This window comes from Mucilaginibacter sp. dw_454 (genome assembly GCF_018449775.1).
Taxonomy (GTDB): Bacteria; Bacteroidota; Bacteroidia; order Sphingobacteriales; family Sphingobacteriaceae; genus Mucilaginibacter.
This window is the reverse complement of the sequence record NZ_JAAVVB010000003.1, coordinates 567,267-592,683: the sequence shown is the minus strand read 5'-3', so window position 1 is coordinate 592,683 and position 25,417 is coordinate 567,267. Positions and strand designations below refer to the sequence as shown.

Annotated in this window: 16 protein-coding genes; 11 read left to right on the top strand and 5 right to left on the bottom strand. The window is 46.0% G+C overall.

Features of this window, described 5'->3' with window-relative positions; all coding sequences use genetic code 11:
• The first annotated feature begins 97 nt into the window (after nt 1-97).
• The 4 genes from HB679_RS12905 (at nt 98) to HB679_RS12890 (ending at nt 6,506) form a co-directional block, all read left to right on the top strand.
• Nucleotides 98-1,609, top strand: coding sequence for an alpha/beta hydrolase-fold protein (locus tag HB679_RS12905; RefSeq protein WP_214072394.1), 1,512 nt, complete (start codon nt 98-100; stop codon nt 1,607-1,609).
• A gap of 67 nt (nt 1,610-1,676) precedes the next feature.
• Nucleotides 1,677-2,555, top strand: coding sequence for a glycosyltransferase family 2 protein (locus tag HB679_RS12900; RefSeq protein ID WP_214072393.1), 879 nt, complete (start codon nt 1,677-1,679; stop codon nt 2,553-2,555).
• 7 nt (nt 2,556-2,562) lie between these two features.
• A complete protein-coding gene (locus HB679_RS12895) occupies nt 2,563-4,599 on the top strand; it encodes a hypothetical protein (protein WP_214072392.1) in 2,037 nt (678 codons plus the stop codon).
• 104 nt (nt 4,600-4,703) lie between these two features.
• Nucleotides 4,704-6,506 (top strand): right-handed parallel beta-helix repeat-containing protein, encoded by a 1,803-nt coding sequence (locus HB679_RS12890; RefSeq protein ID WP_214072391.1) that lies wholly within the window; start codon nt 4,704-4,706, stop codon nt 6,504-6,506.
• Here the strand turns inward: HB679_RS12890 and HB679_RS12885 are convergent, their stop codons facing one another.
• The gene (locus tag HB679_RS12885) at nt 6,507-9,047 is read right to left on the bottom strand and encodes a phospholipase C, phosphocholine-specific (protein ID WP_214072390.1); all 2,541 of its coding nucleotides are present in this window, start codon (nt 9,045-9,047) and stop codon (nt 6,507-6,509) included.
• Between the two features lie 258 nt (nt 9,048-9,305).
• On the opposite strand from HB679_RS12885, the gene HB679_RS12880 reads away from it, so the two are divergent.
• The 7 genes from HB679_RS12880 to HB679_RS12850 all read left to right on the top strand — a co-directional run bounded on the left by HB679_RS12880 (nt 9,306) and on the right by HB679_RS12850 (nt 20,014).
• Nucleotides 9,306-9,683: a hypothetical protein gene (locus HB679_RS12880; protein WP_214072389.1), complete on the top strand. Its 378-nt coding sequence runs from the start codon at nt 9,306-9,308 to the stop codon at nt 9,681-9,683.
• Between the two features lie 448 nt (nt 9,684-10,131).
• Nucleotides 10,132-10,869: an Error-prone repair protein ImuA gene (locus HB679_RS12875; protein WP_214072388.1), complete on the top strand. Its 738-nt coding sequence runs from the start codon at nt 10,132-10,134 to the stop codon at nt 10,867-10,869.
• Between the two features lie 309 nt (nt 10,870-11,178).
• The gene (locus HB679_RS12870; RefSeq protein ID WP_214072387.1) at nt 11,179-12,684 is read left to right on the top strand and encodes a DNA polymerase Y family protein; all 1,506 of its coding nucleotides are present in this window, start codon (nt 11,179-11,181) and stop codon (nt 12,682-12,684) included.
• Nucleotides 12,685-12,687: 3 nt separating this feature from the next.
• A complete protein-coding gene (locus HB679_RS12865) occupies nt 12,688-15,936 on the top strand; it encodes an error-prone DNA polymerase (RefSeq protein ID WP_214072386.1) in 3,249 nt (1,082 codons plus the stop codon).
• A 241-nt stretch (nt 15,937-16,177) separates the two neighbouring features.
• A complete protein-coding gene (locus HB679_RS12860) occupies nt 16,178-18,931 on the top strand; it encodes a carboxypeptidase-like regulatory domain-containing protein (protein ID WP_214072385.1) in 2,754 nt (917 codons plus the stop codon).
• A 235-nt stretch (nt 18,932-19,166) separates the two neighbouring features.
• A complete protein-coding gene (locus HB679_RS12855) occupies nt 19,167-19,784 on the top strand; it encodes a DUF2975 domain-containing protein (RefSeq protein ID WP_214072384.1) in 618 nt (205 codons plus the stop codon).
• A gap of 2 nt (nt 19,785-19,786) precedes the next feature.
• Nucleotides 19,787-20,014 carry a helix-turn-helix transcriptional regulator gene (locus HB679_RS12850; RefSeq protein WP_214072383.1) on the top strand — a complete coding sequence of 76 codons (228 nt, stop codon included), beginning with the start codon at nt 19,787-19,789 and terminating at the stop codon, nt 20,012-20,014.
• An 84-nt stretch (nt 20,015-20,098) separates the two neighbouring features.
• Here the strand turns inward: HB679_RS12850 and mgrA are convergent, their stop codons facing one another.
• From mgrA to HB679_RS12830, 4 genes are all read right to left on the bottom strand, one after another.
• On the bottom strand, nt 20,099-21,088 hold the full coding sequence (mgrA, locus tag HB679_RS12845) for an L-glyceraldehyde 3-phosphate reductase (protein ID WP_214072382.1): 990 nt from the start codon (nt 21,086-21,088) through the stop codon (nt 20,099-20,101).
• A 271-nt stretch (nt 21,089-21,359) separates the two neighbouring features.
• Entirely contained in the window at nt 21,360-22,187 is an 828-nt protein-coding gene (locus tag HB679_RS12840) for an alpha/beta hydrolase family protein (protein ID WP_214072381.1), read from the bottom strand.
• Nucleotides 22,188-22,189: 2 nt separating this feature from the next.
• Nucleotides 22,190-23,959 (bottom strand): alpha-L-fucosidase, encoded by a 1,770-nt coding sequence (locus HB679_RS12835; RefSeq protein ID WP_214072380.1) that lies wholly within the window; start codon nt 23,957-23,959, stop codon nt 22,190-22,192.
• 37 nt (nt 23,960-23,996) lie between these two features.
• Nucleotides 23,997-25,349 carry a Gfo/Idh/MocA family oxidoreductase gene (locus HB679_RS12830; RefSeq protein WP_214072379.1) on the bottom strand — a complete coding sequence of 451 codons (1,353 nt, stop codon included), beginning with the start codon at nt 25,347-25,349 and terminating at the stop codon, nt 23,997-23,999.
• Between the last annotated feature and the right edge of the window lie 68 nt (nt 25,350-25,417).

Genomic DNA, 25,417 nt, shown 5'->3' with positions numbered 1-25,417 from the left:
TGGCTTAAATTGTTTTGCCCCTCGTCGGCAACATCTTTTGTTTTTGGAATATATGGCGTATGTTAGTATCAATATAAGCCTGATTTAACACTCTGACATGCGTAAATTTCTATTACTGATTGTTGCATTGGCAATGGCTGCTCAAACATGTCTTTTTGCACAGGATATCGCCAACAAAAATTACCCGGTTGAACCTGCCTCTCAAACATGGCCCGATGTGCCTAAGGGCGAAATCTTACAGTTTAAATTTAAAAACTCAAAGATTTATCCGGGCACCACCCGCTCCTATTGGATCTATATCCCCAAAGCGTACCGGCCCGAAAAACCGGCCTGCCTGTACGTTTGCATGGATGGCATAATATTTAATGCACCTGCGGTGTTTGATTACCTTATCGCCAAAAAAGAAATGCCGGTAACCATCGGCGTGTTTATTGAGGCGGGCACGGTTACACAGAATGACGGCACCGTAGTACGCTTAAACAGAACGAACGAATTTGACAACATGAATGGCCGCTTGGCAAAGTTTATCGAAACCGAAATTTTGCCGGATGTAATTAAACAAAAAGCAGCTGACGGCAGGGCAATTAACCTGTCGCCAAATGCCAACGACCATGCTATTGCCGGTGCCAGCAGCGGGGCTATCTGCGCGTTTACCGCTGCGTGGGAACGCCCCGATCTGTTTAGCCGGGTGTTTAGCGCTATCGGTACTTATATTGGTATGCGCGGCGGCGACCAATACCCGGTGTTGATAAGAAAAACCGAACCAAAGCCTATCCGGGTTTATTTGCAGGATAACAATAATGACAGCTGGAATCCTTTATTTGGCAATTGGTTCAAATCGAACATCGATATGGAAGCTGCCTTGAACTTTGCGGGCTATGAAGTGACCAATATGTGGCAGGAAGGCGGGCAGGAAGGCAGCCAGGGCACAGCTATTTTTGCTGACGCGATGCGCTGGCTATGGAAAGGCTGGCCGCAGCCTGTACAACGCCCTTGGTCGGCCAATGATATGTTGAAATCTATTATCGACTATAATGAAAATTGGCAATCGGTAGCCGAAAAGCCGGCAGCCAGCACACAGGCTTTTAACAGCGCCACGCTTCCAGATGGCAGCCAGTATATTTTGCAGGCCGGAATACTTAATTATAAAACAAAGGGTAAAAAGATTATCGCAGACCATGATGAAAACCTGGGCTATGCCTTAGCTGTTTCGCCCGATAAAAAGCAGTTGGTGGTTAGCGTCAGGCACTCGCATTGGTTGTATGATTACACCATTCAACCGGATGGAAAGCTGACAGATAAACAAACCTTATACTGGCTGCATAACCCCGGTAATAACGACACCACCGATGTGCACAGCATAGCCTTTGACACCAACGGCAACCTGTATGTCGCCACGGAGATCGGTGTGCAGGTTTGCGATCAAAACGGCCGGGTAAGAGCCATATTATCACTGCCCGATGGTGCAATCAATACGCTATGGTTCGGCGGCGAAAAGTTAGATACGCTGTTTGTAATCTGCGGAAATAAATTATACAGGCGTAAACTGAAAGCAACAGGCGCTGTGTCGTCGCAAAAGGCTATTACCCCCCCATCGCAGGGTGCCTGATATTATCCCATAGTTAATTTTTAAGATACAGCTTGGCAATTTTTAGTATTATTGTCATTATAGCACTATGACAGAGCAAGTACTAACCGTTATCATTCCTGCCTATAACGAAGCAGCTAATATCCCGCTGGTTATACCCGGTGTAATTGCTTTTTGTGAACAGAACGGGTTTAACCTTATTGTGGTAAATGACGGTAGTACAGATAATAGTAAAGCGCTGTTAAATGACTTTATCAACCATCCCTGCTGTACGGTGATCCACCACAAACTTAACCGGGGTTATGGCGGCGCTATCAAATCGGGCATTGAAGCTTGCCAAACCGATTACCTGGTTACGATAGATTGCGACGGGCAACATGTTGCCGAAAACATCCACGACCTATATCAAAAACTGATTGTTGACGATGCCGACATGGTAGTTGGCAGCCGCAAAGGTTTAAAAGCCGATACCACTGCACGCTCTTTTGGTAAACGCATTATCCGCTCTATTATTAAAATGCTGATGCCCCTACCCGTTTATGATATCAACTCGGGTATGAAAATGTACCGTACTGATCTAGCCAAACGCTATTGCAAAATATGCCCCGACAGCATGGCTTTTAGCGATGTAATTTGTTTAACCTTTATCAATAAGCGCCACCGTGTTACTGAAATACCCATCCATATCGAACCACGTAAAATGGGCAAAAGTAATGTTACCGTAAAAACGGCTTTTCATACCGTGTACGAGGTCTTTAACATGGTAGTGTTGTTTAACCCTATTCGTATTTTTTTGCCGGTTGCTTTACTTTGTATCATTTGCGGTATAGTTTGGGGTATTCCCATTTTACTGGCCGGGCGCGGCGTATCTGTAGGATCAATGCTGGCTATTGTGCTTGGGGTAATTATCCTGTTTTTTGCCGCCATAGCCGAGCAATTATCGCAAATACGTAAAAGAGATCTATAGTTGGCCGATGTCAAAATCCGATAAAAATATCACCGTTCTTGCCGTAGCCTTGTTACTGGTTTTGGTTGGGGTTTATGCCAATCATTTTAATAACGGGTTCCATTTTGATGATACGCATACCGTGGTTGACAATGTGCATATCCGCAGCCTGAAAAATATCCCGCAGTTTTTTACCGATCCACGCATGTTCAGTGCCGATCCGGCTCACTGGAGTATCAGGCCATTAGTAACCACGTCGCTGGCTATTGATTGCTGGTTTGCCGGCGGCTTGTATCCCAGCTACTTTCAAACCTCAACTTTTATTGAGTTTGTGTTGATGGGCGCTATGCTGTTTTTCATGTTCCGCAATTTATTGAAGAATGCATTTAAAGCGCAATGGTCTTCCTATGTAGCCCTGGGCGCAACGGCCTGGTATATGCTTAACACCGCCAATGCCGAGACCATTAATTATATCATCTCCCGATCTGACGTACTATCGACCTTTTTTATCGTCGCCTCATTTTTGATCTATATTGCCTATCCGCGAAAGCGAAACACCTTTCTTTACCTCATCCCGGCGGCTATCGGCGCATTTGCCAAGGAAACGGTGTTGGTGCTGGTGATCTTAGTGTTTTTCTATACTTTGATTTTTGAAGACGAGCTTTCGCTGGCCGATCTATTTAAACCAACAAGCCTTCATAAAATTGGTAGGGCGATAGTTAAAATATTACCACTATTGATCGTAGTTGGTGCTATTCAGTATTACATCATCTCCAAAGTAAGCTCATCCTCGCTTTTTATTACCCATTCCTTTTCCGACTATGTAATCACCCAATCCTGGATCTGGGTGCACTATTTTATCACTTTCTTCCTGCCGCTTAATTTAAGTGCCGATACCGATTGGACTATCATACCAAATGTATTTGACGAGCGGATCATCATCGGTATCTTATTCATCATTGCGCTGATAGTTACCATATTTAAAACGTCAGCCAAAAAAGAAACTAAACCCATAGCATTCGGATTGATCTGGTTTGCCGCTGCTCTGCTACCCACCACCTTAATGCCGCTGGCCGAGGTAACGAACGATCATCGTATGTTTTTCCCATTTATAGGTCTGGCGCTTAGCGCGACCACCTACATTGCTTTGCTCATTAAAAAGAGCGAAACTAAAATTGCGTCAAGTCCGGTACTACGCAACCTGGTATTAATAGCCATTATATTGGTTTTAGGTTTGAATGCTTACGGCATAACCAAACGCAACCAGGTATGGCGCAATGAAGAAACACTTTGGCTGGACGTTACCCAAAAAAGCCCGCTCAACGGCCGTGGGCTAATGAACTATGGTTTAACCCAAATGACCAAGGGAAACTATGACGTTGCCGATAGATATTTTGAAAGTGCTGTACCGCTACTACCTACATATCATTTACTCTATATCAACATTGGGATCTTAAAGGGAGCTATGGGCAATCATCAGGAAGCCGAGACAAATTTCCAAAGGGCCATATCGCTTAGCCCAAACACCTACGAGGAATATGCTTTTTACGGCCGCTATCTGCAGCAAATAAAAAATAATACTAAGGCTATAACCATGGCTCAAAAGGCTCTGCAAATTAATCCTTATGCTACCGTGGCTTTATATACTTTGATGGATGCTTACAATGATTTAGGCATGACGGATAAGCTGCACGAAGCCGCCCGCCAAACGCTGGCTATTATACCTGATGATGCTACCGCGTTAAGTTTCTTAAATGCAAAACCCCAATCCGCAACAGCTATCCCCACAAATCAGCATACGCGCGAACTTGAGATTCATCAATATCTGGACCAGAGCGTATCGTATTACAACGGGCACTATTACAATCAATGTATTGCTGCCTGCCTTGAAATATTAAAACTCGACCCGCAAAATGCCGATGCTTATAGTAACATGAGCGCTGCCTACAATCAAATGAAGCAATGGCAATTGGGTGCCAATGCCGCTCAAAAAGCTTTAAAGATCAACCCACACCACAAATTTGCTTTGGGTAATTTAAACTGGGCCAAAAGCAATTTGAAATAAACCCTGCTATTTCATGCCAATATAATTTAATGTTTGGCCAATAGGCATCAATGGGGGATTATAAAAATTTACTTGATTTGGTTATGTCTAAAGTCGCTTGCCTGATGAAATTATTTTGTTGCCTGTTAGTGCTGCTTATCAGCAGGCTGTCTTACGGGCAGGGTCAACGAATAAAATCGCAGGGCGAGATCAACTATTACATCGACCCCATAAAAGGCAACGACCATAACAAAGGCATACAGAAAACAGCACCGTGGCGCTCATTTGCGCCGGCAAATAAAATAAATTTTAGCGCAGGCGACAGGTTGATCATTTTATCGCCCGGCAGCTTTCATAATTCGTTGGTGTTAACTGGCACCGGCACAGCCAAACAACCCATTCAGGTAATTTTCGCACCAGGGCAATATGATTTTTATGATACCGGGGCTTATAAAACCAAACTGGCTATATCCAATACCAACGATGTGCCCGACGGCTTAAAGGCTATTGCTTTATACATTGTAAACGCGCATCATGTACAACTCCGGGCTAAAGGCGCCAAATTGATGTTGCATGCCAAAATGATTGAAACCTGCGTGGATCATAGCGAGGATGTTGCGATTACAGGGATTAGTTATGACTATAATACCCCGACTGTCTCCGAATTTAAAGTAACCAGCCTTCAGCAAAACTACGCCGATCTGGCCGTCAACATCAAAACCAAATACAGCATTAAAGATAGCCTGCTAAATTTTGAGGGCGATGGCTGGCAATACCAGGCCAGTTGGTACTGGCAAGAATATGATCCGGCAACCAGCTATGTCAGCCGCAAAGATTTATCGTTAGACAAAGCCCGTTTTGCTGAAACCGGGCCAAATAAAATCCGGGTCTATTTCCCTGCAAACCCCGGGTTTAAACAAGGCTTTATTTACCAAACACGCGATGTAACCCGCGACTGCACCGGCATTTTCATGCAGCGCAGTAAAAACGTCAGCTTAAAAAATATCCGCATTTATTTTATGCACGGCATGGGGGTGGTGAGCCAGTTTTGCCAAAATATAGATATAGATTCGGTGGTAGTTAAGCCTGATACAGCAACCGGCCGCACTTGCGCCGCCTGGGCAGATATCCTGCATTTTTCAAGCTGCCGTGGCTTAATCAATATTCGCAATAGCTATCTGTCAGGAGCAAATGATGATGCAGTGAATGTACACGGTGTTCACCTCCGTATTATGGAAAAGGTATCGTCAAATCAACTTAAAGTACGTTTTATGCATGGGCAGACTTATGGTTTTAACCCCTACGTGCCTGGCGATAGCATTGAGCTGGTCCATGGCAGCAGTTTGTTATCGTTTGCAAACAACGTGATTGTATCCTCTCAAATGCTCAATGATAAAGATGTGCTGATCACCCTGAAAAATCCGGTATCTGATGCGCTGCTCAATGATGACGCGATTGAGAATACCACCTGGACACCACAAGTACATATTCAAAACACGACGATTACCGGCATACCTACCCGCGGCATTTTAGTTACCACACGCCGGGCGGTAGTAATTGAGCATAACAACTTCCTGCGCACTGGTTCGGCCGGGGTGTTGGTAGAGGATGATGCCGAAGGCTGGTATGAGTCGGGCATGGTGAAGAGCCTTACCATTATTAACAATAACTTTTATAAATGTGGTGAGCCTGCTATTGGCATCCATCCGGAAAACACCCGAAACGATGGCCCTGTTCATCAAAACATCACTATCAACGGCAATAAATTTACCCTAAACGGCAACCAGGCGCTGGCTGCTAAAAGCACGGCTAACATCAGCTTTACCAACAATATATTGTATACGCCTATCGCCGGCAATCAATTCACTAACTTTAAAGATTGCACAGCTATCACGTTGAGCAATAACCGCATAATGGTTCAGAAATAACTACACCACCCTCCCCATAAACGGATCAGTAAATCCGGCCTTACCCGTCTCCACCCTACCTGCAAATCGCTTCTCGAAACTATTTGCACCACTTACCTTCAACGTAAAATCATACCAGCCCATGCTTTTGATCAGGTCAACAGCAAAAGCAGCCTGCGATTTGGCCAGCACAATTTTTTTCTGAGCGCCGGTTTTATAGGCATTGTCAGTCAAAGTAACCACGTGCTGACCCTGGCTTAAATTCTTTACATATAGCGTTACATTGCCGGTCAGTACTTTTTTATTGAGGCGATTACGCTGATACTCTAAACGGGTTTCAATCTCGGGGTCGGCATGGTTGCCTTTAAATTCGCGATAAAATCCATTCGGGCCGTATAAACGCAAGTGGTAATTGTTGTTTTCAAACTCATTTACCGGCCAGGCATCGGCCAACGTATCGCCGGGCTTTACAGCATAACTCCAATTGCGAAGTGGTTCAAAGCCGTCGGTTTTTAATGATTTATAATTATCAGGTGCGTAAACAATAAATGGCGTGCCTATGGTTTGGCTACCCCAAACTTCGGTAGCGATATTCAGGTTAAGTTCAAAAGCAGTTTTATCGGCATTCAATTTACCGTCGGCATAAAGCTGATATGGCAACGCGTTTGAATGTTTGATGCCTTGTTCCTGCTGTGGCAATAAATTCGAAGTATGCGGGTTCAGTTTCACCTGCTCAACATCCTGTGCGGTCAGCATTTTAAAGTTAGCCGGCAGATCTTTGAATTTGGCTTTGTGTATTCCTTCCAAAAAATTGTTACGGGCCAAAAACTCAGGCAGTGCCGATTGCTTGGTTTCGTAAGGTCTAAAAGCCGATGTCAAATCGCCGCAAACCGTGCGTCGCCAGTCTGATATATTGGGCTCGAAAACTTTTTTGCCTGTTTTGTGCGACAGGAATTTTTCCAAGAACTGCAAGGTCGACGTATGATCGCAAACTTCTGAGTTTACCCATCCCCCTTTGCTCCACGGTGAGGCGATCACCATTGGCACACGGAAACCTAAACCTATAGAACATTCACGGTCATATTTAGTCGGGAAACCTTCGCGAGCCTGCTCCTGCTCTAAAGTCACGTAATCGGGCCGGGTATCTATCCCTGCCGACACCTTACCCGTACCCGGTTTATGCGAGTGTGGTGCAGTAAACGGCGGCACATGGTCAAAGTAACCGTCGTTTTCATCATACGTTAAAATAAAGATGGTCTTTTTCCATACCTCCGGATTTTGGGTCAGGATATCCAACACCTCCGACACATACCAGGCCCCATACCATGGCGCCGATGGATGATCCGAGAAGTTCTCAGGCGCTGTTAACCATGAAACTGTAGGCAGTTTACCATTCTTCACATCCGCTCTAAACTGGTGGAGCACATCGCCTTTTGGCGCCTGCATAGTGCGTTGGGTACCGTTATCATCATAATTTAGCTCGGTAAGCTTACCAAATTCAGGGTCGGCATAGTTAACAGTAAATGCTTTTTTGTGGATGCTTTGCTCGCGGGTAGTCAAATCGTCAAACTTACGGCTGTTGATGATATCCAGCTCGGCTTTTACTTGCTTATGCTCTTTTTGGCGTTGTTCCAGTTTCTTTTTTAGGGTAATACCAGTATCGGTTTCTGCCTGCTTTTGTAAGCTGGCTATTTCTGTATTTAAAGCCGATAAGCGCTTGTTCATTTGCGCCACATGCCTTGGATGCAGTTGGATATTATATTGCCCGAAAAACTCCAAAGGGTTATCCTGGTAGTTGGATAGCCATGGGTCCTCCTCACCTTCAAAACCCGTATCAATACTCATTTCATTTTGATAGCATCGCCAGTCGATACCTGCGTCTTCTAATCGCTCAGGAAAAGTTGGCCAGTTCAGCGTACCATAATCCATATCCTCGTTCCAAACCAAAGCCCGTGAGCTTTCATCTTTATGATCGCGGATGGTGCCGCTCCAAAAGTAAAGCCGGTTTGGGTTGGTCCCGGTAAGCGACGAGCAGAAATGCTGATCGCACACCGTAAAGGCATCAGCCAGGGCATAGTAAAAAGGCACATCATTACGGTTATGATAGCCCAATGTAAGTGGCATTTTACGGTAAACTTTATCGCCCGAATGCTTTTCGTCCAGCCATTTATCATGGCGGCCATCATTACGGGCATTCACCTGGTTAGACCACGAATGCGGCAGCGAGTGCATCCAGGTGGCTTTGGTATTTTTAATATCTAAATGGAAAGGCGCATAAGTTTCGCCGGCGGCATTGGTTTGCAGCCATACCGGGTTCTTATCAGCCAGTTGTATGGCCCGCGGGTCGTTATAACCACGCACTCCGCGCAAAGTACCAAACACATGATCGAACGAGCGGTTCTCCTGCATCAATATTACTACGTGCTCGGCATCCAGGTAGGTACTGCCCTCCGGCGCATTAATGCTCATGGCTTTGGCTATTGATGAGGGCAATGCGCCTGCAAGGCTGGCCGTCCCGGTTAAAAGGGCGGCTTTTTTGATGAAATCTCTTCTGCTATCCATTAACATCTAAACTAATTATTTTTCGGTTAACAAGATTAATTATTGCCTATAAATCGACAAGTAATTTGGGGTTATGATTAGGTTAAGATACTGTCCGGAGACGCAAAATATTGCGTCTCTACATTTATGTCCCGTTTGTAGAGACGCAACATTTTGCGTCTCCCGCCCTGCATTCAATCATTATTCCCTTGTTAAATTTTTTTACAAACATTATTAAAATACTAATATTTTTAGTATTATGTTTGTAAATAGATTTTTATGGAAGAGTTTTATATAGATGTAAAATTAAACCACGGCATGGTAAGGCTGCAGGTTGATGAGGTACCCGCCGAGCAGTGGGACATACCTTATATGCCCCAGTTTATCGTCGAGTTTCATGATGGCCGGGAGTTTGTTACCCTCACCCTGCGCTTAGAGCAAGGCAAATGGTATGATAACAATACCCATTTAAATGAGGAAGAATACCTGCGCTATTTTGATACCCGACCGGATAATTGGGACCCTTATTACCAAAGCCCGCTTTGCCGGGAAGAGATCAACGAGGTTGGCAATGCCATTGCCCGGCACATGATTGTTCACCTGCAGGCGTATATGAGTTTGTTTGTCGCGGCATTTCCCTGTCCGGAAGCTAATTAAAATGAGGAATGAAATTTTAGTTACCGGCAAAGGAAAAGACCCTCTTTCCGCCGCAGGCGAAGAGAGGGTGGTCAAGCGTAGCGAGGACCGGGTGAGTCCCCGGCGGTTTGTTAACCTGTCTACATAGGCCTCACCCCGACTACGCTTCGCTCGTCGGCCCGCTCTTCCGCAAGCGGGAAAGAGGGCTGGAAGTTTTTGGAGTTAACGTTGTCTGGTAATGATAGACAACTTATAAAGAATGATTAAAACCCGGTAGGGGTTAAACGTCGGTAGAAAACATGAACAATAAACATCCGCTCCGTAGGTGCGGTACGGAAGGAAGTCTTAAGTTAAAGAGAGTTGAGTGATTTTAATATCGAACACCAAATGACCAATGTCGAATAATGAAGTAAAATTCGGTATTCGATGTTCAAAATTCATTATTCGATATTAAATGTATCGTTTTAATATGGAAACCAGTAAAAAGGACATCATCAACCAACTGCAAAAAGATATTTTGCTGTGGCAGGGTTTTACCCCGCCCCCGGCCGGGCAGGTTAAGGGTATTGGCCTTGGCCCGCTGGAAGATGCTTTTCCTAATGGCGTGTTCCCCACCGGTTCCATACATGAAATGATCTGCCCTACGCCCGAGCAAACCGCAGCAACAGACGGCTTGATCAGTGGCGTACTATCTACCCTGATGCAGCAAGGCGGCGCCTGTATCTGGATCAGTACCTCGCGCAGGCTGTTTCCACCTGCGCTGAAGGCGTTTAGCGTTACGCCAGACCGCATCATTTTTATTGATGTGCAGCGCGACCGCGACGTGCTCTGGGCCATGGAAGAGGCACTAAAGTGCGAAGGCTTGGCAGCCGTAGTTGCCGAGGTGCGCGAGATCAGCTTTGCGCAATCAAGGCGATTGCAGCTGGCCGTTGAGGATAGCAAGGTGACTGGTTTTTTATTGCGAAATGATCCCAAAAAGTTGGGCAGTACCACCTGTGTGGCACGGTGGCAGGTTAGTCCGCTGCCCAGTAAGCCTGAGCCAGGTTTGCCCGGAGTAAGTTTCCCCCGCTGGCAGGTTGATTTGTTGCGGGTGCGCAATGGTAACCCCGGCAGCTGGCAGTTGGAGTGGGTTGAAGGTAAGTTTGTACCGATTGTGGAGCAGGGAGAAGAGCAATTGATTATGCAGCCGGAGCGGATGGCTGGCTAATCATTGAAATAAAAGGGCGTCACCTCCTTTAAAACGTTTGTCATCTCGAACGTAGTGAGAGATCTATACACATGCTGAGAATTACGCGTGTACAGATCACTCCTCGTTCCTCGTAGAGATGACAAGCTTTTTTGACCCTCTTTCCGCCAAAGGCGAAGAGAGGGTGGTCGAGCGTAGCGACGACCGGGTGAGTCCCCGGCGGCTTGTTAACCTGTCTGCATAAGACTCACCCCGACTACGCTTCGCTGGTCGGCCCTCTCTTCCGCAAGCGGAAAAGAGGGCTGGGAAAGTTTTTAAATCAAAATTGGTATGCAAAGGCGCTTTATCTCCTTATGGTTTCGTCACTTAACCACCGACTGGCTCACCCTGCGCCGGCCGGAACTGAAAGAAGTACCTTTTATTTTGGTAACGCCTGTGCGCGGGCGCAATACCATTACGGGCGCTAACCTGCTGGCCGGGCAGCAGGGCATTACCGTAGGCATGGCTGCCGCCGATGCCAAAGCCATCATCCCCGAACTGGAGGTTATTGACGATATCCCCGGCCAGGATTATAAATTGTTGAAAGCCCTGGGCGAGTGGTGCATTCGTTATACGCCTATGGTTGCTATTGATATGCCTGATGGCTTATTGCTGGATGTTACCGGCTGTACACATTTATGGGATGGCGAGCGGGGCTATCTGAAAGAGATCGTCACGCGTTTACGAGGTAAGGGCTATGACGTGCGCGGGGCCATGGCTGATACCGTCGGCACCGCCTGGGGCGTGGCCCGGTTTGCCAAAGTTAAACCCATTATTGAGCCGGGCGGGCAGGTTAATGCTTTGCTCTCCCTCCCGCCTGCCGCCTTGCGTTTAGATGCAATGATTTTAGAGCGGCTGCAAAAATTGGGCTTTTATCAAATCAAAAGTTTTATTGGTTTGGGGCGATCTGTTTTGCGCCGACGTTTCGGGCAGGAGTTTTTAACGCGATTGGATCAGGCTTTGGGTAATGAGGATGAGCCTTTGCAACTGCTGCAACCCATCGAACCTTACTCAGAGCGGCTACCCTGTTTAGAACCCATCCGCACCGCTACGGGGATTGAGATTGCCATAAAAATTTTACTGGAAGCAATGTGTAAACGACTGGAGGGTGAAGGCAAAGGTATGCGCACCGCTATTTTAAAATGTTACCGGGTTGATGGCGAGATCCTGCAAACCGGCATCGGCACTAATCGCCCCTCAAATCATATCGAGCATTTATTCAAGCTATTTGAGTTGAAGATCCCGACTATCGAACCTAAACTCGGCATTGAACTGTTTACACTTGATGCGCCAAAGGTTGAAGATACCGACCCCGAGCAGGAAATCCTATGGAGCGCCGACAGCTGCGGATTGGAAGACAACAGCCTGGCCGATTTACTGGATAGATTGGCTAATAAGATCGGCGCAGGCAACATTCGCCGCTACCTGCCGCAAGAGCGTTACTGGCCCGAGCATTCTATTAAACTGGCTACCTCATTAAAAGACAAACCCACCACCACCTGGCGTATGGACAGGCCAAGGCCATCGTTGTTGTTACCTAGCCCCCAGCGCATTGAGGCTGCGTTTTTAACACCCGACAACCCGCCCATGTGGTTCATTTACAAAGGCGAGCGCCACACCGTTAAACGTGCCGACGATGCCGAGCGCATTGAACCCGAATGGTGGCTGGCTGATGGGCCGCACCGAGATTATTATGTGGTAGAGGATGAAAAAGGACAGCGGTACTGGCTTTTCCGCTCGGGGCATCACTCGGCAGAAGAAAAGCCACAATGGTACATTCACGGATTTTTTGCCTAGCTTATGAGATACGCAGAATTACAGGTTACCACCAATTTTACCTTTATGCTGGGCGGCTCGCACCCACATGAACTGGTGGAGCGTGCCTTTGAATTGGGTTATACCAAAATTGCCATTACAGATCAAAATAGTGTGGCTGGTGTGGTCCGCGCGCATATCGGCTTAAAAAAAATGATAGCCGAGGAAACCGACAAGGCCACCATTAAAAAACTAAAAGCATTCAACATCATTCCTGGTTGCCGGTTGGAGTTGATGGATGGCACCGGGCTGCTGGCCTATCCCATCAATATAGAAGCCTGGGGGCGCATGTGCGCCTTGCTTACTAAAGGAAATCTACGTACAGAGAAAGGTAAATGCGAACTTTATAAGCAGGATGTTTATGACCATAAAGAGGGCATTATATTTATCGCGATAGCGCCCAATCAATTGAATGCCCGTTTTGATTTTGATGATAATTTTAAGGATTGTTTGCGCGAGTATCAGGCTCAGTTTGGCAATCAATTATACGTAAGCGCCACCCGCTCTTATTTAGGTAGTGACGATAAACGTTTTTACCGCCTCTCTAAATTAGGTGTGCCGATGGTGGCTACTAACGATGTGCATTACCACTCGGCCAAGCGGCGCGAATTGCAGGACATACAAACCTGCGTACGCGAAAAATGCACCATTACCACAGCAGGCTTTAAGCTACATGCCAATGCCGAACGTTATTTAAAACCGCTTGATGAGTTGGCGCGCTTATTCATTCAGTATCCTGAGGCTATTGATCGAACCATAGACATTGCCGAAGCCTGTACTTTTTCTTTAGATACCCTGAAATACCTCGAACCCGAATGGAAAAGCCCGGACGGCCGCACTGCTGACGAACATTTGGCTGGCCATACCTGGGCCGGGATAGAAAAATTTTTTCCTCACGGGATCTCTGATAAGCTGCGCAAGCAGCTTCATGAAGAGCTGGCTTTTTTCAAGAAACGTAAACTAGCTCCCTATTTTCTGCGGATCTATGAATACGTTAATAAAGCTACAGAACTGGGCATTTTGCACCAGGGACGTGGCTCGGCGGCTAATTGTGCGGTTTGTTATTGTTTGGGCATAACGCCCGTGAATCCGGAAAAATCAAACCTGCTTTTTTCTCGTTTTATGTCAGACGCGCGCGATGAATGGCCCGATGTGGATGTAGATTTTGAGCACGAGCGCAGAGAAGAGATCATGCAATGGATCTATGAAACTTATGGGCGAGACCATGCCGCCATAGTAGCTACCGTAACGCAGGAACGCCACAAAGGTGCTATCCGCGATGTGGGTAAAGCCATGGGATTATCTGAAGATACCATCAAACGTCTGGGCGGTACCATTTGGAGTTTTTCCGAGGAGGGTTTTGATCGTGAACGGATTTTAGGTCAGGGGTTAAATCCTGATGACCCGCATCTGTATAAAGTACTGCAGCTTACTGAGCAAATGATGGGCTTTCCACGGCAATTGGGGCAGCATAGCGGTGGCTTTGTGATTACCCAATGCAAGCTATCAGACATTTGCCCGGTGATGAACGCCCGTATGGAGAACCGCACCCAATTAGAATGGGACAAGGACGATTTGGAAGCCCTCGGCATTTTAAAAGTAGATGTTTTGGCGCTGGGTATGCTCACCTGTATCCGCAAGGCCTTTGATCTCATTAAATTGCATTATGGCCAGACTTTTACACTCGATAACGTCCCGCAGGATATTCCAGAGGTTTATGATATGATCTGCGATGCTGATACGCTGGGGGTTTTTCAGATCGAAAGCCGCGCGCAGATGTCTATGCTACCGCGGCTAAAACCGCGTGAGTTTTATGACCTGGTGATTGAAGTGGCCATTGTGCGCCCAGGCCCTATCCAGGGCGATATGGTGCATCCTTATTTGCGCAGGCGCGACAACATTGAACTTGAAGAATATCCTAACGAAGAATTAAGGCCGGTTTTAAGCAGAACCAAGGGGGTGCCTTTATTCCAGGAGCAGGCCATGGAGATTTCCATGGTTGCAGCCGAATTTACAGCCGCCGAGGCCGACCAACTGCGCCGCAGCATGGCAACTTTTAAAGCCAAAATAGGCGAGGTAAAAAAGTTCAGAGACAAATTAGTGGGTAAAATGGTAGCCCGTGGCTATGAACTGGACTATGCCCAACGTATCTTTAAACAATTGGAAGGCTTTGGTAGCTACGGATTCCCCGAAAGCCATGCGGCCAGTTTTGCGCATTTGGTTTATATCTCTTCATGGCTCAAATGTTTTTATCCTGATGTTTTTGCTGCATCGTTATTAAATAGCCAGCCGATGGGCTTTTATCAGCCCGCTCAAATTGTCATCGATGCCGAAAAACATGGCGTTGTAATGCGCCCGGTAGATGTTAATTATTCTGTGTGGGATAATACTTTGGAGGAAAAAGACGGCAAATATTGCACCCTGCGCCTCGGTTTCAGGCAGGTAAAGGGTTTGAATCAGGATGATATGGAATTGTTGATTGCCGCGCGCGGAGCAGGTTATACCGATATCCATCAGCTTAGCAATGCAGGTGTGCCGCAAGCTGCCATCGAAAAACTAACCGATGCCGATGCTTTCCGGTCTATGAATCTCGATCGGCGCGAGGCTCTGTGGGAAGTGCCGGCGTTGAATGATAAACCTATTGGGCTGTTTAAAGGGCAGGCTTCGGAAAGCGCAAGTGAGGGGCAGATCAGTCTGCCGTTTATGTCGCAGGCCGAGCATGTGGTGCAAGACTATGCCGCAACCGGCCTGTCATTAAAAGCGCACCCGGTTAGTTTTGTGCGCCCCGAGTTGGACGCGTTGCGTGTGACGCCTAACGGCCAGCTCCCTAATTTAAAAGATGGCGATGTGGTAAAATTAGCCGGGCTCATCACCGTGCGCCAACGCCCGGGTACAGCAAAGGGCATTGTATTTATTACTATTGAAGACGAAACCGGTTTCTCTAACCTGGTAGTTTGGGAAAAAGCCTTCGACACTTTTCGTAAGGAAATTGTGCAATCGCGCCTGTTAATGGTGGAAGGCAAGGTACAAATTGAAGGTAAAGTAATCCATGTTATCGTAAAACGCTGCTTTAATCTGAACAAGCTTTTAAGTAAGATGACGACACTTAATGACGAAAACGTACCTGTCATCACTCTATCGCGCAGCGACGAAACTACCTCGCCTGCTCCTGTTGATATCAAGCGAAAACACTGGCAAAATGAGCCTTTTCATAAAGGACGAAATTTCAAATAACTATTATTTTCTATCAACAAGCTTATTTAATATTATTTTTAATTCCATTTAAACGTTTAAAAATGACTTATAAGTCATTTTTAAATAATAGTTATTAAAACTAAGTAATAAGTTATCTACATTAGATTGGGCTTTCAACCTAGATCCTATTTCGCATGTTATCAACCATTTATAAGGCATCCTGCACGCCTTTTTTACTATGGACAATTAAAATACCCGGCTTTACCCCTATTGCTACGAAATGAAAAATAGATTTACTTTACCTATCAAGCTACTGCTGGTTTCATTGCTTGCAGGCACGCTGGCCTTTATCAATAAGGCTGATGACCCGGTAGATAAAATAGTGAGCGCACTGCAAAAATGGTCGAATGCTAATCCGCAGGAAAAAGTTTATCTGCAAACCGATAAGCCTTACTATTTAGTTGGCGATACCATTTGGTTCAAGGCCTATGTAACTACCGGGGCCAAACATCAGCTTTCGGCTATAAGCGGCGCCTTATATGTCGATCTGATCAATGAGGGCGACTCGGTAGCTGCTTCGCTTAAAATACCCATTACCACCGGTATGGCCGTGGGCGATTTTATTTTAAGTGATGATTTGATACATGATGGCAATTACCATATCAGGGCCTATACGCAATGGATGCGCAATGCCGGTCCTGAATATTTTTATGATCGTACTTTCACCATCGGCAACTCTTTAATTAATAATGTCTTTGCCAAAATTGATTATGTATACACTACCAGTGGCGATAAAACCCGGGTAAAAGCTATCCTGAAATATACCGACCAAAAAGGTCAACCTTATGGTAATAAACACGTAAGCTACCTCTTACATAAAAGTTGGGATGTGATCTCCTCGGGCGGCGGTAATACCAATGCAGCGGGCGAGTTAAGCATCGAACTACCTAACAAAAAAGCCGGAGAGCTGAGCCAAACCTACTTATCTACCAAAATTAACTTATCGGCAGAAGAAACGGTGGCCAAAACCTTCCCTATTAAAACCGCGTCGCTGCAAACCGATGTGCAGTTTTTCCCCGAAGGCGGCAACCTGGTTAACGGCGTAAAAAGCCGCGTGGCGTTTAAAGCGGTTGCCCCAAATGGTCTTGGTGCCAACATCACCGGCAGTGTTATAGATAATAGCAATACCGAGGTTGCCAAAATCACCACCAGTCACCTGGGCATGGGCTATTTTTTATTGACTCCCGAAGCCGGCAAAAGCTATAGCGCTAAAATCACCTACCCCGACGGTACCTCAAATACGGTTAAATTACCGGATGCTGCAAATGATGCATATGCCCTCTCGGTTTATCAAACCTCAAAAAACGACTCGGTATTGGTAAAAATCAGCGCGCCGAAAGGATTAAGTGGTGGCAGCCTTAGTCTGGTGGGTCAATCAAACGGCAAGGTCTATTTTTCGAGTCCGGTGCCGATAAGTAAAAGCGGTGCTTTATTGTACCTGCCCATCAGCGATATACCATCGGGCATTATGCAGTTTACCTTGTTCAGCGCCGATGCGCAGCCATTAAACGAGCGCCTTATCTTCATCCAAAATAAAGACAATAATAACATCAGCATCAGCAGCGATAAACAGGCCTATACCCGCCGGCAAAAGGTGCAGTTAAATATTGATGCGAAGGACCAAACCGGCAAACCGGTAGGTGGTAATTTCTCGGTTTCGGTAGTGAGTGAAACGGCTGTACCGTCCGACGAAGCAAACGAAAACTCAATACTTTCGCAATTGCTGTTAAGCTCAGATATCAAAGGGTATATCGAAAAACCCAATTATTACTTCACTAATCAAAACGAAGAAACCCGCGCCAACCTGGATATATTAATGCTTACCCAGGGCTATCGCCGTTTCTTATGGAAAAATATATTATCGGGCAGCACCGTAGCACCTTATTACAAAGCCGAACCGCTGGGCACTGAGATAAGTGGTACGCTTACCACTGCTAATCATAAACCTATCCCCTTTGGTAGAGTGGCTATCGTAAGCAACAAATCCGGCTTTTTTAAAGATACCGTTACCGACAAGGATGGGCGGTTTAAGTTCAAAAAGATCTTCTTTACAGATGGCAATGAGTTTACCATCCAGGGTTCGCCGCCAAAGGGCAGCCATACCAGCGTGGTTACTCATGTTGATCAATATGCTAAGGTTGGCCCCGGCAACAACCCAAACCTGGGCGATGTAAACCCGGACATCCCGCAGCAAATCAAAGCCGCGGTTGATAACGAGCTTAAACAAGACGAGGAACTGGTTAAATATGGTATGCTTAGCCGTATGCAGCAGTTAAGAGAGGTTAGAATCAAAGCAGCTAAGGCCCGATTTGGCACCGCAGCTATTTCTGAAAGCCAGGCAGATGAAGTTTATCGCCCGGACAGCCGTGCGCCATGCGGCTCTTTAAGAGAATGTTTGGAGGAACTGTATAAAAGCCGGATAAGGTTCGTGCAGGAAATGAATGATATATGCGGCCCGGTTTGGATACCCACAGTACAGCGGGACCATATGGTGGTGATTATAGACCGAATGGTGGTGAACAACCCTTGCGATTACCAGACTTTACTGACAGACAGTGTAAGAAACATCAGTAAGATTTACGCTGTACATGAAAGCCCGGCTATACAGGCAAAGTTGTTAAGCGCATCCGGCGTACAATTTCAGAAACCACCGCCGGTACTGGCCATTTATACCAAAAACGGTAATTACCGGTATGGCGGACCAAACCCGGCAACTGTTTACTACGCGCCAAAAGGTTATAATGTGGTTCAACAATTTTATACGCCTATGTATGAGGAACCAGAAACAGGGCCGGCACCGTCAGACCTGCGCAGCACAGTTTACTGGAACCCTGCTGTATTGACACATACTGCTGGTAAAGCCAGCATAAGCTATTTTAACAGCGACCAAACCGGTACTTACCGCGTAACCATTGAAGGCATAGACGCCAACGGCCATTTGGCCCGGAAAGTTTACCGATATACCGTACTATAATGAAATAACAGCCGGACAGCAAAAACACCTAACCTTGACCTTACACTACATGAAAACAAACGTCCGCTGTTATTTCATTTAATTACGGCTTTTAAAGCACCTTTACTAAACCACAATATAAACCTAAAAGGCCCCCAAATCCGGGGCTTTTTTTTGTTAGGGTAAATTTAAAATAATAAATATTTATTGATTATCAATAAATATTTATTATAATTGAAGACTAAATCAAATCAAGATGAAAATATTAGGCAACAAATCTTTATCAGCATTCCTGGCAATTGTAGCAACCTTACTTTTTTGGGCCGAACTGGCGGCCGGGAGCGTATTTGTGGTTATGTTATTTACAGCAGCACACATCCGCAAAGCATTTGCGTTGCAGGTACCCATTTCGTATTCGTCAACCTCCATGCTACAAATTTATTCTGCTAAACGCAATGGCGATTTCAGCATCCTCAATACAACCGATGGTATATTAAGCATACATATCGGAGCGAGTTGGCAAAACATAATGATATTGTTAACAGGATATGGTTTGTTGTTTGCCGTTGTAGTAATGATAACTTATCAGCTAAAAAAGATCTTTGGAAGCTTTAAACAAAACCAGCCTTTTCACAAATCAAATATGTACCGGGTAAGGTATATCGCTTTTGTATTAATAAGCTATTCAGTTATACAGTGGCTTTTTGTTATCGCAGTAAATAAAATTCTATTGCAGATCTTCATTTTTGATCACCTTGACCTTACCTACAATTTTAATATTAACTGTTTTTTGATGGGAATTGTGCTGCTTGCTGTTGAAGGTATTTTCAGAACAGGATTGGCATTGGAAGAAGATAAGGAACTGGTTATATAACGATGGGTATTATTATAAATATGGATGTAATGATGGCCAGGCGCAAAATGTCGCTCAATACTTTATCAGAAAAAGTTGGCCTTACGTTATCAAACCTGTCAATACTTAAACAAGGCAAAGCTAAAGGAATCCGGTTCAGCACCTTAGAAGCGATATGCCATGCGCTTGATTGCCAGCCGGGTGATATTCTTGAATATAGCAGTAGGCCTGCTGAAACCGAAATTGAATAACGGCTATTTTAAGTGTCGATTATGGGCATTAAAAAGGCCCCAAATCATTTTGACTTGGAGCCTTTATTTTTTATAGCATAGACTTTATTTCAGGATCTCGTCAATCAGCTTCAACTCCTCTGCTGTGAACTTGGTATTGTCCAGGCATTTTAAAGAGTCGAGCAGTTGTTCGGGTTTGCTGGCACCGATGAGCACCGAGGTAATACGATCATCCTTCAAGATCCATGACAGCGCCATGTGCGCCAGTTTCTGGCCGCGCTGTTTGGCAACTTCGTTTAGCTTTTTAACTTTTTCAATTTTATCCGGGGTGATACTATTTTCAGTTAGCGAGTCGCCAACTTTAAGGGCACGCGAATCTTTGGGGATACCATTCAGGTACCTGTCAGTGAGCAGGCCTTGTGCGAGGGGCGAGAAAGGGATACAGCCTATGCCCTCTTCTTCCAGTACATCAAGCAGGCCATCCTCAACCCAACGCTCAAACATAGAATATTTAGGCTGATGGATAATGATAGGCGTACCCATTTCTTTTAACAGGGTGATGGCTTTCTTAGCTTCGGGAGCTTTGTAGTTGGATATACCCACATATAAAGCTTTGCCTTGGCGAACGATCAGATCCAACGCAGCCATAGTTTCTTCCAGCGGCGTTTCCGGGTCGGGACGATGATGATAGAAAATATCTACATAATCCAGTTTCATGCGTTTCAGGCTTTGGTCCAGGCTTGATACCAGGTATTTTTTGGTACCCCAGTCGCCATAAGGGCCGTCCCACATGGTGTAACCGGCTTTTGATGAGATGATGAGTTCGTCGCGATGATCGCGGAAATCAGAATGCAGAATCTGGCCAAACTGTTCTTCTGCGCTACCCGGAGGCGGCCCATAGTTATTAGCTAAATCAAAATGCGTAACGCCGTGATCGAAAGCCGTTTTCAGGATATTACGGCAATTTTCAAGCTGATCATAATAGCCAAAGTTTTGCCAAAGGCCCAATGACACAGCAGGCAGCTTCAAGCCGCTTTTGCCGCTGCGTTTATAAGGCATTGACTGGTAACGTTGGGGTGATGGTTGGTAAGACATGTATTTGTTGTTGTTATGTTCTATTAAAAATGGCTGTCCGACGTTTGCAAATCAGATCAATATGCGGATAGTCTGTGACTATCGGGCAGATTGTAGTTACAAAACTACAGTCATAGTCGTCCGAAGTTGCAAACTTCGGACAGCGTGATTAAAGCTTTTCACTCCTGCCACGTCATCGCGAGCGTAGCGTGGCGATCTCTGAACGCACGATTGCTGCTTATCCGGAGATCGCCACACTCGTACCTCGTTCGCGATGACGTGGTGGGCGAGTTTACGCCTTTGGTGCGTTCTTCTTAAAGTAATTATTAAAGAACATCAAATGATACAAAACCGAATTTGCCCAATAATCTGAAGTATGCGCGCCCGGGCGTGAAGTAAAATCATGCGGAATGTTACGCTCTACCATTTTATCGTGCAGAATGCAGTTTACGCGATAAAAGAAATCATCAGTACCGCAATCAAACGTAATAGCTAATGAGTTTGGTTTGATGAGGTACAGCAAATTGGTTACCGTAGTTTTCTCCCAGATGTCGGGGTTTTGGTCATAAGAACCCAGGCGTTTGGCCATATCCCAATTATTCGGGAACGGGCGGATATCCACCCCACCGCTCATGCTGCCTACCGCACCGAAAATATCCTGGTGCCGTATCGCCAGATAAAAAGCACCCTGGCCACCCATACTCAAGCCGGATATAGCGCGACCGGTTTTGTTCTTAATGGTCTTATAATTTTTGTCGATATAGCCTACCAGCTCTTTCGATACATAAGTTTCATACTTAAAATTAGGATCGACCGGGCTATCCCAATACCAGCTGGTAACACCACCATCGGCACAAACAATCATCAGGTGATAATGGTCGGCCCAATCGGCAATGGCGTGGTTCAAGTCGTAAAACTGCTTATAGTTACCACCGGCGCCATGCAGCAAATACACCACCGGAAATTGCTTACCCTGCTCATAATCAGCAGGGGTTATAACGATGGCTTTGATCTTTTTATGCATGGCATCGCTGTAGGTTTCTACCGTGTCAACCTTGGCTGCTTTGGCAAAGCTTACCGCGAATAACAGGCATGCTATCAGGAATATATTTTTCTTCATTATTATTGAACAGGTTTAAAGGTGATGGCGCGCATGTTTATATGTTCCCAGTTTTCAGCAATCGGAGTAACGGTAATGGTGGTTAAGCCAGCCTTGTCAATTTTGATCTGGCCAAGTTTGTTTACCACATATTTACCATCGTTACCGGTAGCCTTAGCAGTTGCTTCTAATATTTGATTGCCAACTTTAATAGTAAACTTATTGCCATCGCCAACAGCTCCTATAGGCGCTTCCACATTGTAAGTACCCGGTTTAGTTATTTTGATCTGCCATGAAGCGGTTGCCTCAGCGCTGGTCCAATACCCTAAATTCGGTATGTCGTGTTCTGACTGCACACCGCCTTTCGTATCAGCATCCGCCGGGCTCAATACAAACGAGCCATCAGCGTTAGCAGAAGGAATAACATTTTCTACATCGGGCTTCCCTTTGATCACCAATTTAATAACCGTCGCATTTTCATCCAGCGCAGCTGAAGGAACAGAAACAGAAAGGCCATCGGCTACTTTTTTAAATTTCAAAGCCGAACCATTAGCCAATAACTTAGCCGATAATGCTTCGTTTTTCAATCCCGGCACTAACAATTGTCCATCAGTAGGCCAGTTAAATACCTGCAAGTAGAGGGTGGTATTCCCATCAGCCATTTCTTTGGTGGTGCATCTGCCCCAACCCAATTTTTTAAACGGACTAGCTGTTGTACCATAAATGGCCTCGCTGTTTACTTTCATCCAATCGCCCATATCTTTTAAGCGATCAACAATAGGCTGCGGAATTTCTCCCGTTGATTTTGGGCCGATATTTAACAAATAGTTGCCCCCTTTCGAAGCAATATCTACCAAATTACGGATCAGCGTTTGGCTTGATTTCCAATGATCGTCGTAGGTTTTATAGCCCCAGGTATCGTTCATGGTCATACAAGTTTCCCAATGGCGGCCCGGGAATCCGGTTGCAGGAATGTATTGCTCCGGCGTTTCCAAATCGCCTTGCACATCGCCGCCTAGGCGGTTGTTGGTGATGATCTCCGGATGAGCAGCCAATAGCGGAGTGATCTTAGCGGCGCGCTCTTTGGTCATGTCGGTTGGTACGTCCCACCATAATTCGGCCACGTCGCCATAATTGTTTAGTATCTCTTTGATCTGCGGGATAGCTACTTTATCTAAATAAGTATCAAAGCTGCCGTCCTGCTTTTTATCCCAATGACCACCGGCTGCGGCACCGCCCGCATTGTTCCAGTCGTTAGCTTGCGAGTAGTAGAAGCCCAGCTTCATGCCGTATTTGCGGCAAGCGTCGGCCAGCATCTTGATCACGTCTTTATGGTATGGCGATCTTTGTACAATGTTCCAGTCACTGGCTTTTGAGTCGAACATGGCGAAACCGTCATGGTGCTTGGTGGTAATCACAATGTATTTAATGCCGGCAGCTTTAGCCATCAGCACCCATTTTTCAGGGTCGTATTGTGTTGGATTAAAATCTTTGGCGTAAGCCTGGTAAGTGTCAACCGGAATTTTAGCATCGTGCATCAACCATTCGCCCAAACCCGGGTATTTTTTGCCATCATAAACACCGGCGGGCACACTGTACACGCCCCAGTGAATAAACATACCGAAGCGGGCCTTGCTCCACCAGGCCATGCGGTTGGTTTCAACAATAGCATGTTTAGGCGTAATTTTCTTTGGCGACGGCTTGCCCGGCACCTTAGCATCGGCAAGGCCGCTATTTAATAATAAAGCAGCAGCCGTTAACACGGCGCTGCCAAAAGCAGTATATTTTCTCATCTACTGAATTATTGGTTTTCTACTAATTTATAAAAAATTAAACTTTTGGCGCCCATCCCGGCTCATAGGTGCGGCTCCATAGTTTTGCTGCTTCGGGGTCATTCAAAATATGCGCATTTGTTGGGTCTAAATGCAAATCGCGACCAACGCGCCATGAAATATTACCCAACTGCATGGCCACCACACTCTTGTAACCCAACTCCACATCGCAGTTAGGTTTTTTATTATCGCGGATACTCTCCAGGAAGTTAGCCACGTGCTGCGCATCCATACCCAAACTTGGGCTGGCTGTGTTACGACCCTGGATACCGGCATCCTCTGCCGGGCCTTGCTTTTTAACCTCTTTGATCAGTTTGCCATCCAGGTCAAATACCTGGTATTCTTCACCATCGCTGTTGATGCTGCCTTTGTCGCCGTAGAAAATGACGCCACGCTCCTGGCCCTCAATTTTCTTACCGTTCGAGCTGCGGTTTTCCCACATCAGCATCACGCGGTTAGGGTATTCTATAGTCACAATCTGTGTATCCGGGGTCTCCCAGGCATCCTGGTATTGATAGCGGCCACCCATAGACGACACGCGGACAGGCAAATCAACACCCAAGCCCCAACGCGCCAAATCCACCTCGTGCGTACCGTTGTTCAACGCCTCGCCGGTACCGTAGATCCATTTCCAGTGCCAGTTATAATGAATCAGCCCATCCTGGTAAGCCTGGCGCGGAGCCGGGCCCTGCCACAACTCATAGTTCAGCCAATCTGGTACCGGTGCAGGTTTCAGGAATAATGGCTTCCGATTATTGGTATACCAGGCCTTGGCAAACCCAACCCTGCCGATAATCCCGTCATGCAACTCCTGCACACATTGTATAGCCAGTGGCGACGAGCGGCGCTGCGCACCCATTTGTACAATACGGTTATATTTACGGGCCGCCTGTATAGCCAACTCGCCCTCATGTGGGTTATGACTTAGCGGTTTTTCTACGTAAACGTGTTTACCAGCCTGGCAGCCCATAATAGCCATTGGCGCATGCCAGTGGTCGGGCACGGCTATGTATATGGCGTCAATATCTTTGTCCTGCAAAACCTTGCGTACGTCGCCCTCGCCTTTCGGGGTATTTCCGTTTGCAGCTTCAGCTACTTTTTTCTGAGTTTTCGGGATCGTACGCGAATCCACATCGCACACGGTATTTACCAGGCAGTTAGCCTGTTTGGCAAACGTAGTACACATACTGCCACCGCGGCCGTTAAGCCCCACAATAGCTACGTGGATACGCTCATTAGCGCCAATAATGCGATTGTAACTTTTAGCCGTAAAGCCAAATGTTTTACCAGCCAAAGCAAGGCCGCCGCCGGTAATAGCCACCTTGCGGATAAATTCTCTTCTTTTTTCCATGGTATTGGAATATGTTAGTTTACGTTGGGTTTGTTCGAATAATAAAGTTACAATTAATTAGCTACGAG

Coding starts and splice junctions, on each gene's coding strand:
- HB679_RS12900 (WP_214072393.1), top strand. CDS start 1,677: ATGACAGAGCAAGTACTAACCGTTATCATTCCTGCCTATAACGAAGCA.
- HB679_RS12895 (WP_214072392.1), top strand. CDS start 2,563: ATGTCAAAATCCGATAAAAATATCACCGTTCTTGCCGTAGCCTTGTTA.
- HB679_RS12890 (WP_214072391.1), top strand. CDS start 4,704: ATGAAATTATTTTGTTGCCTGTTAGTGCTGCTTATCAGCAGGCTGTCT.
- HB679_RS12880 (WP_214072389.1), top strand. CDS start 9,306: ATGGAAGAGTTTTATATAGATGTAAAATTAAACCACGGCATGGTAAGG.
- HB679_RS12885 (WP_214072390.1), bottom strand. CDS start 9,047: ATGGATAGCAGAAGAGATTTCATCAAAAAAGCCGCCCTTTTAACCGGG.
- HB679_RS12875 (WP_214072388.1), top strand. CDS start 10,132: ATGGAAACCAGTAAAAAGGACATCATCAACCAACTGCAAAAAGATATT.
- HB679_RS12855 (WP_214072384.1), top strand. CDS start 19,167: ATGAAAATATTAGGCAACAAATCTTTATCAGCATTCCTGGCAATTGTA.
- mgrA (WP_214072382.1), bottom strand. CDS start 21,088: ATGTCTTACCAACCATCACCCCAACGTTACCAGTCAATGCCTTATAAA.
- HB679_RS12835 (WP_214072380.1), bottom strand. CDS start 23,959: ATGAGAAAATATACTGCTTTTGGCAGCGCCGTGTTAACGGCTGCTGCT.
- HB679_RS12905 (WP_214072394.1), top strand. CDS start 98: ATGCGTAAATTTCTATTACTGATTGTTGCATTGGCAATGGCTGCTCAA.
- HB679_RS12830 (WP_214072379.1), bottom strand. CDS start 25,349: ATGGAAAAAAGAAGAGAATTTATCCGCAAGGTGGCTATTACCGGCGGC.
- HB679_RS12840 (WP_214072381.1), bottom strand. CDS start 22,187: ATGAAGAAAAATATATTCCTGATAGCATGCCTGTTATTCGCGGTAAGC.
- HB679_RS12860 (WP_214072385.1), top strand. CDS start 16,178: ATGAAAAATAGATTTACTTTACCTATCAAGCTACTGCTGGTTTCATTG.
- HB679_RS12850 (WP_214072383.1), top strand. CDS start 19,787: ATGGGTATTATTATAAATATGGATGTAATGATGGCCAGGCGCAAAATG.
- HB679_RS12865 (WP_214072386.1), top strand. CDS start 12,688: ATGAGATACGCAGAATTACAGGTTACCACCAATTTTACCTTTATGCTG.
- HB679_RS12870 (WP_214072387.1), top strand. CDS start 11,179: ATGCAAAGGCGCTTTATCTCCTTATGGTTTCGTCACTTAACCACCGAC.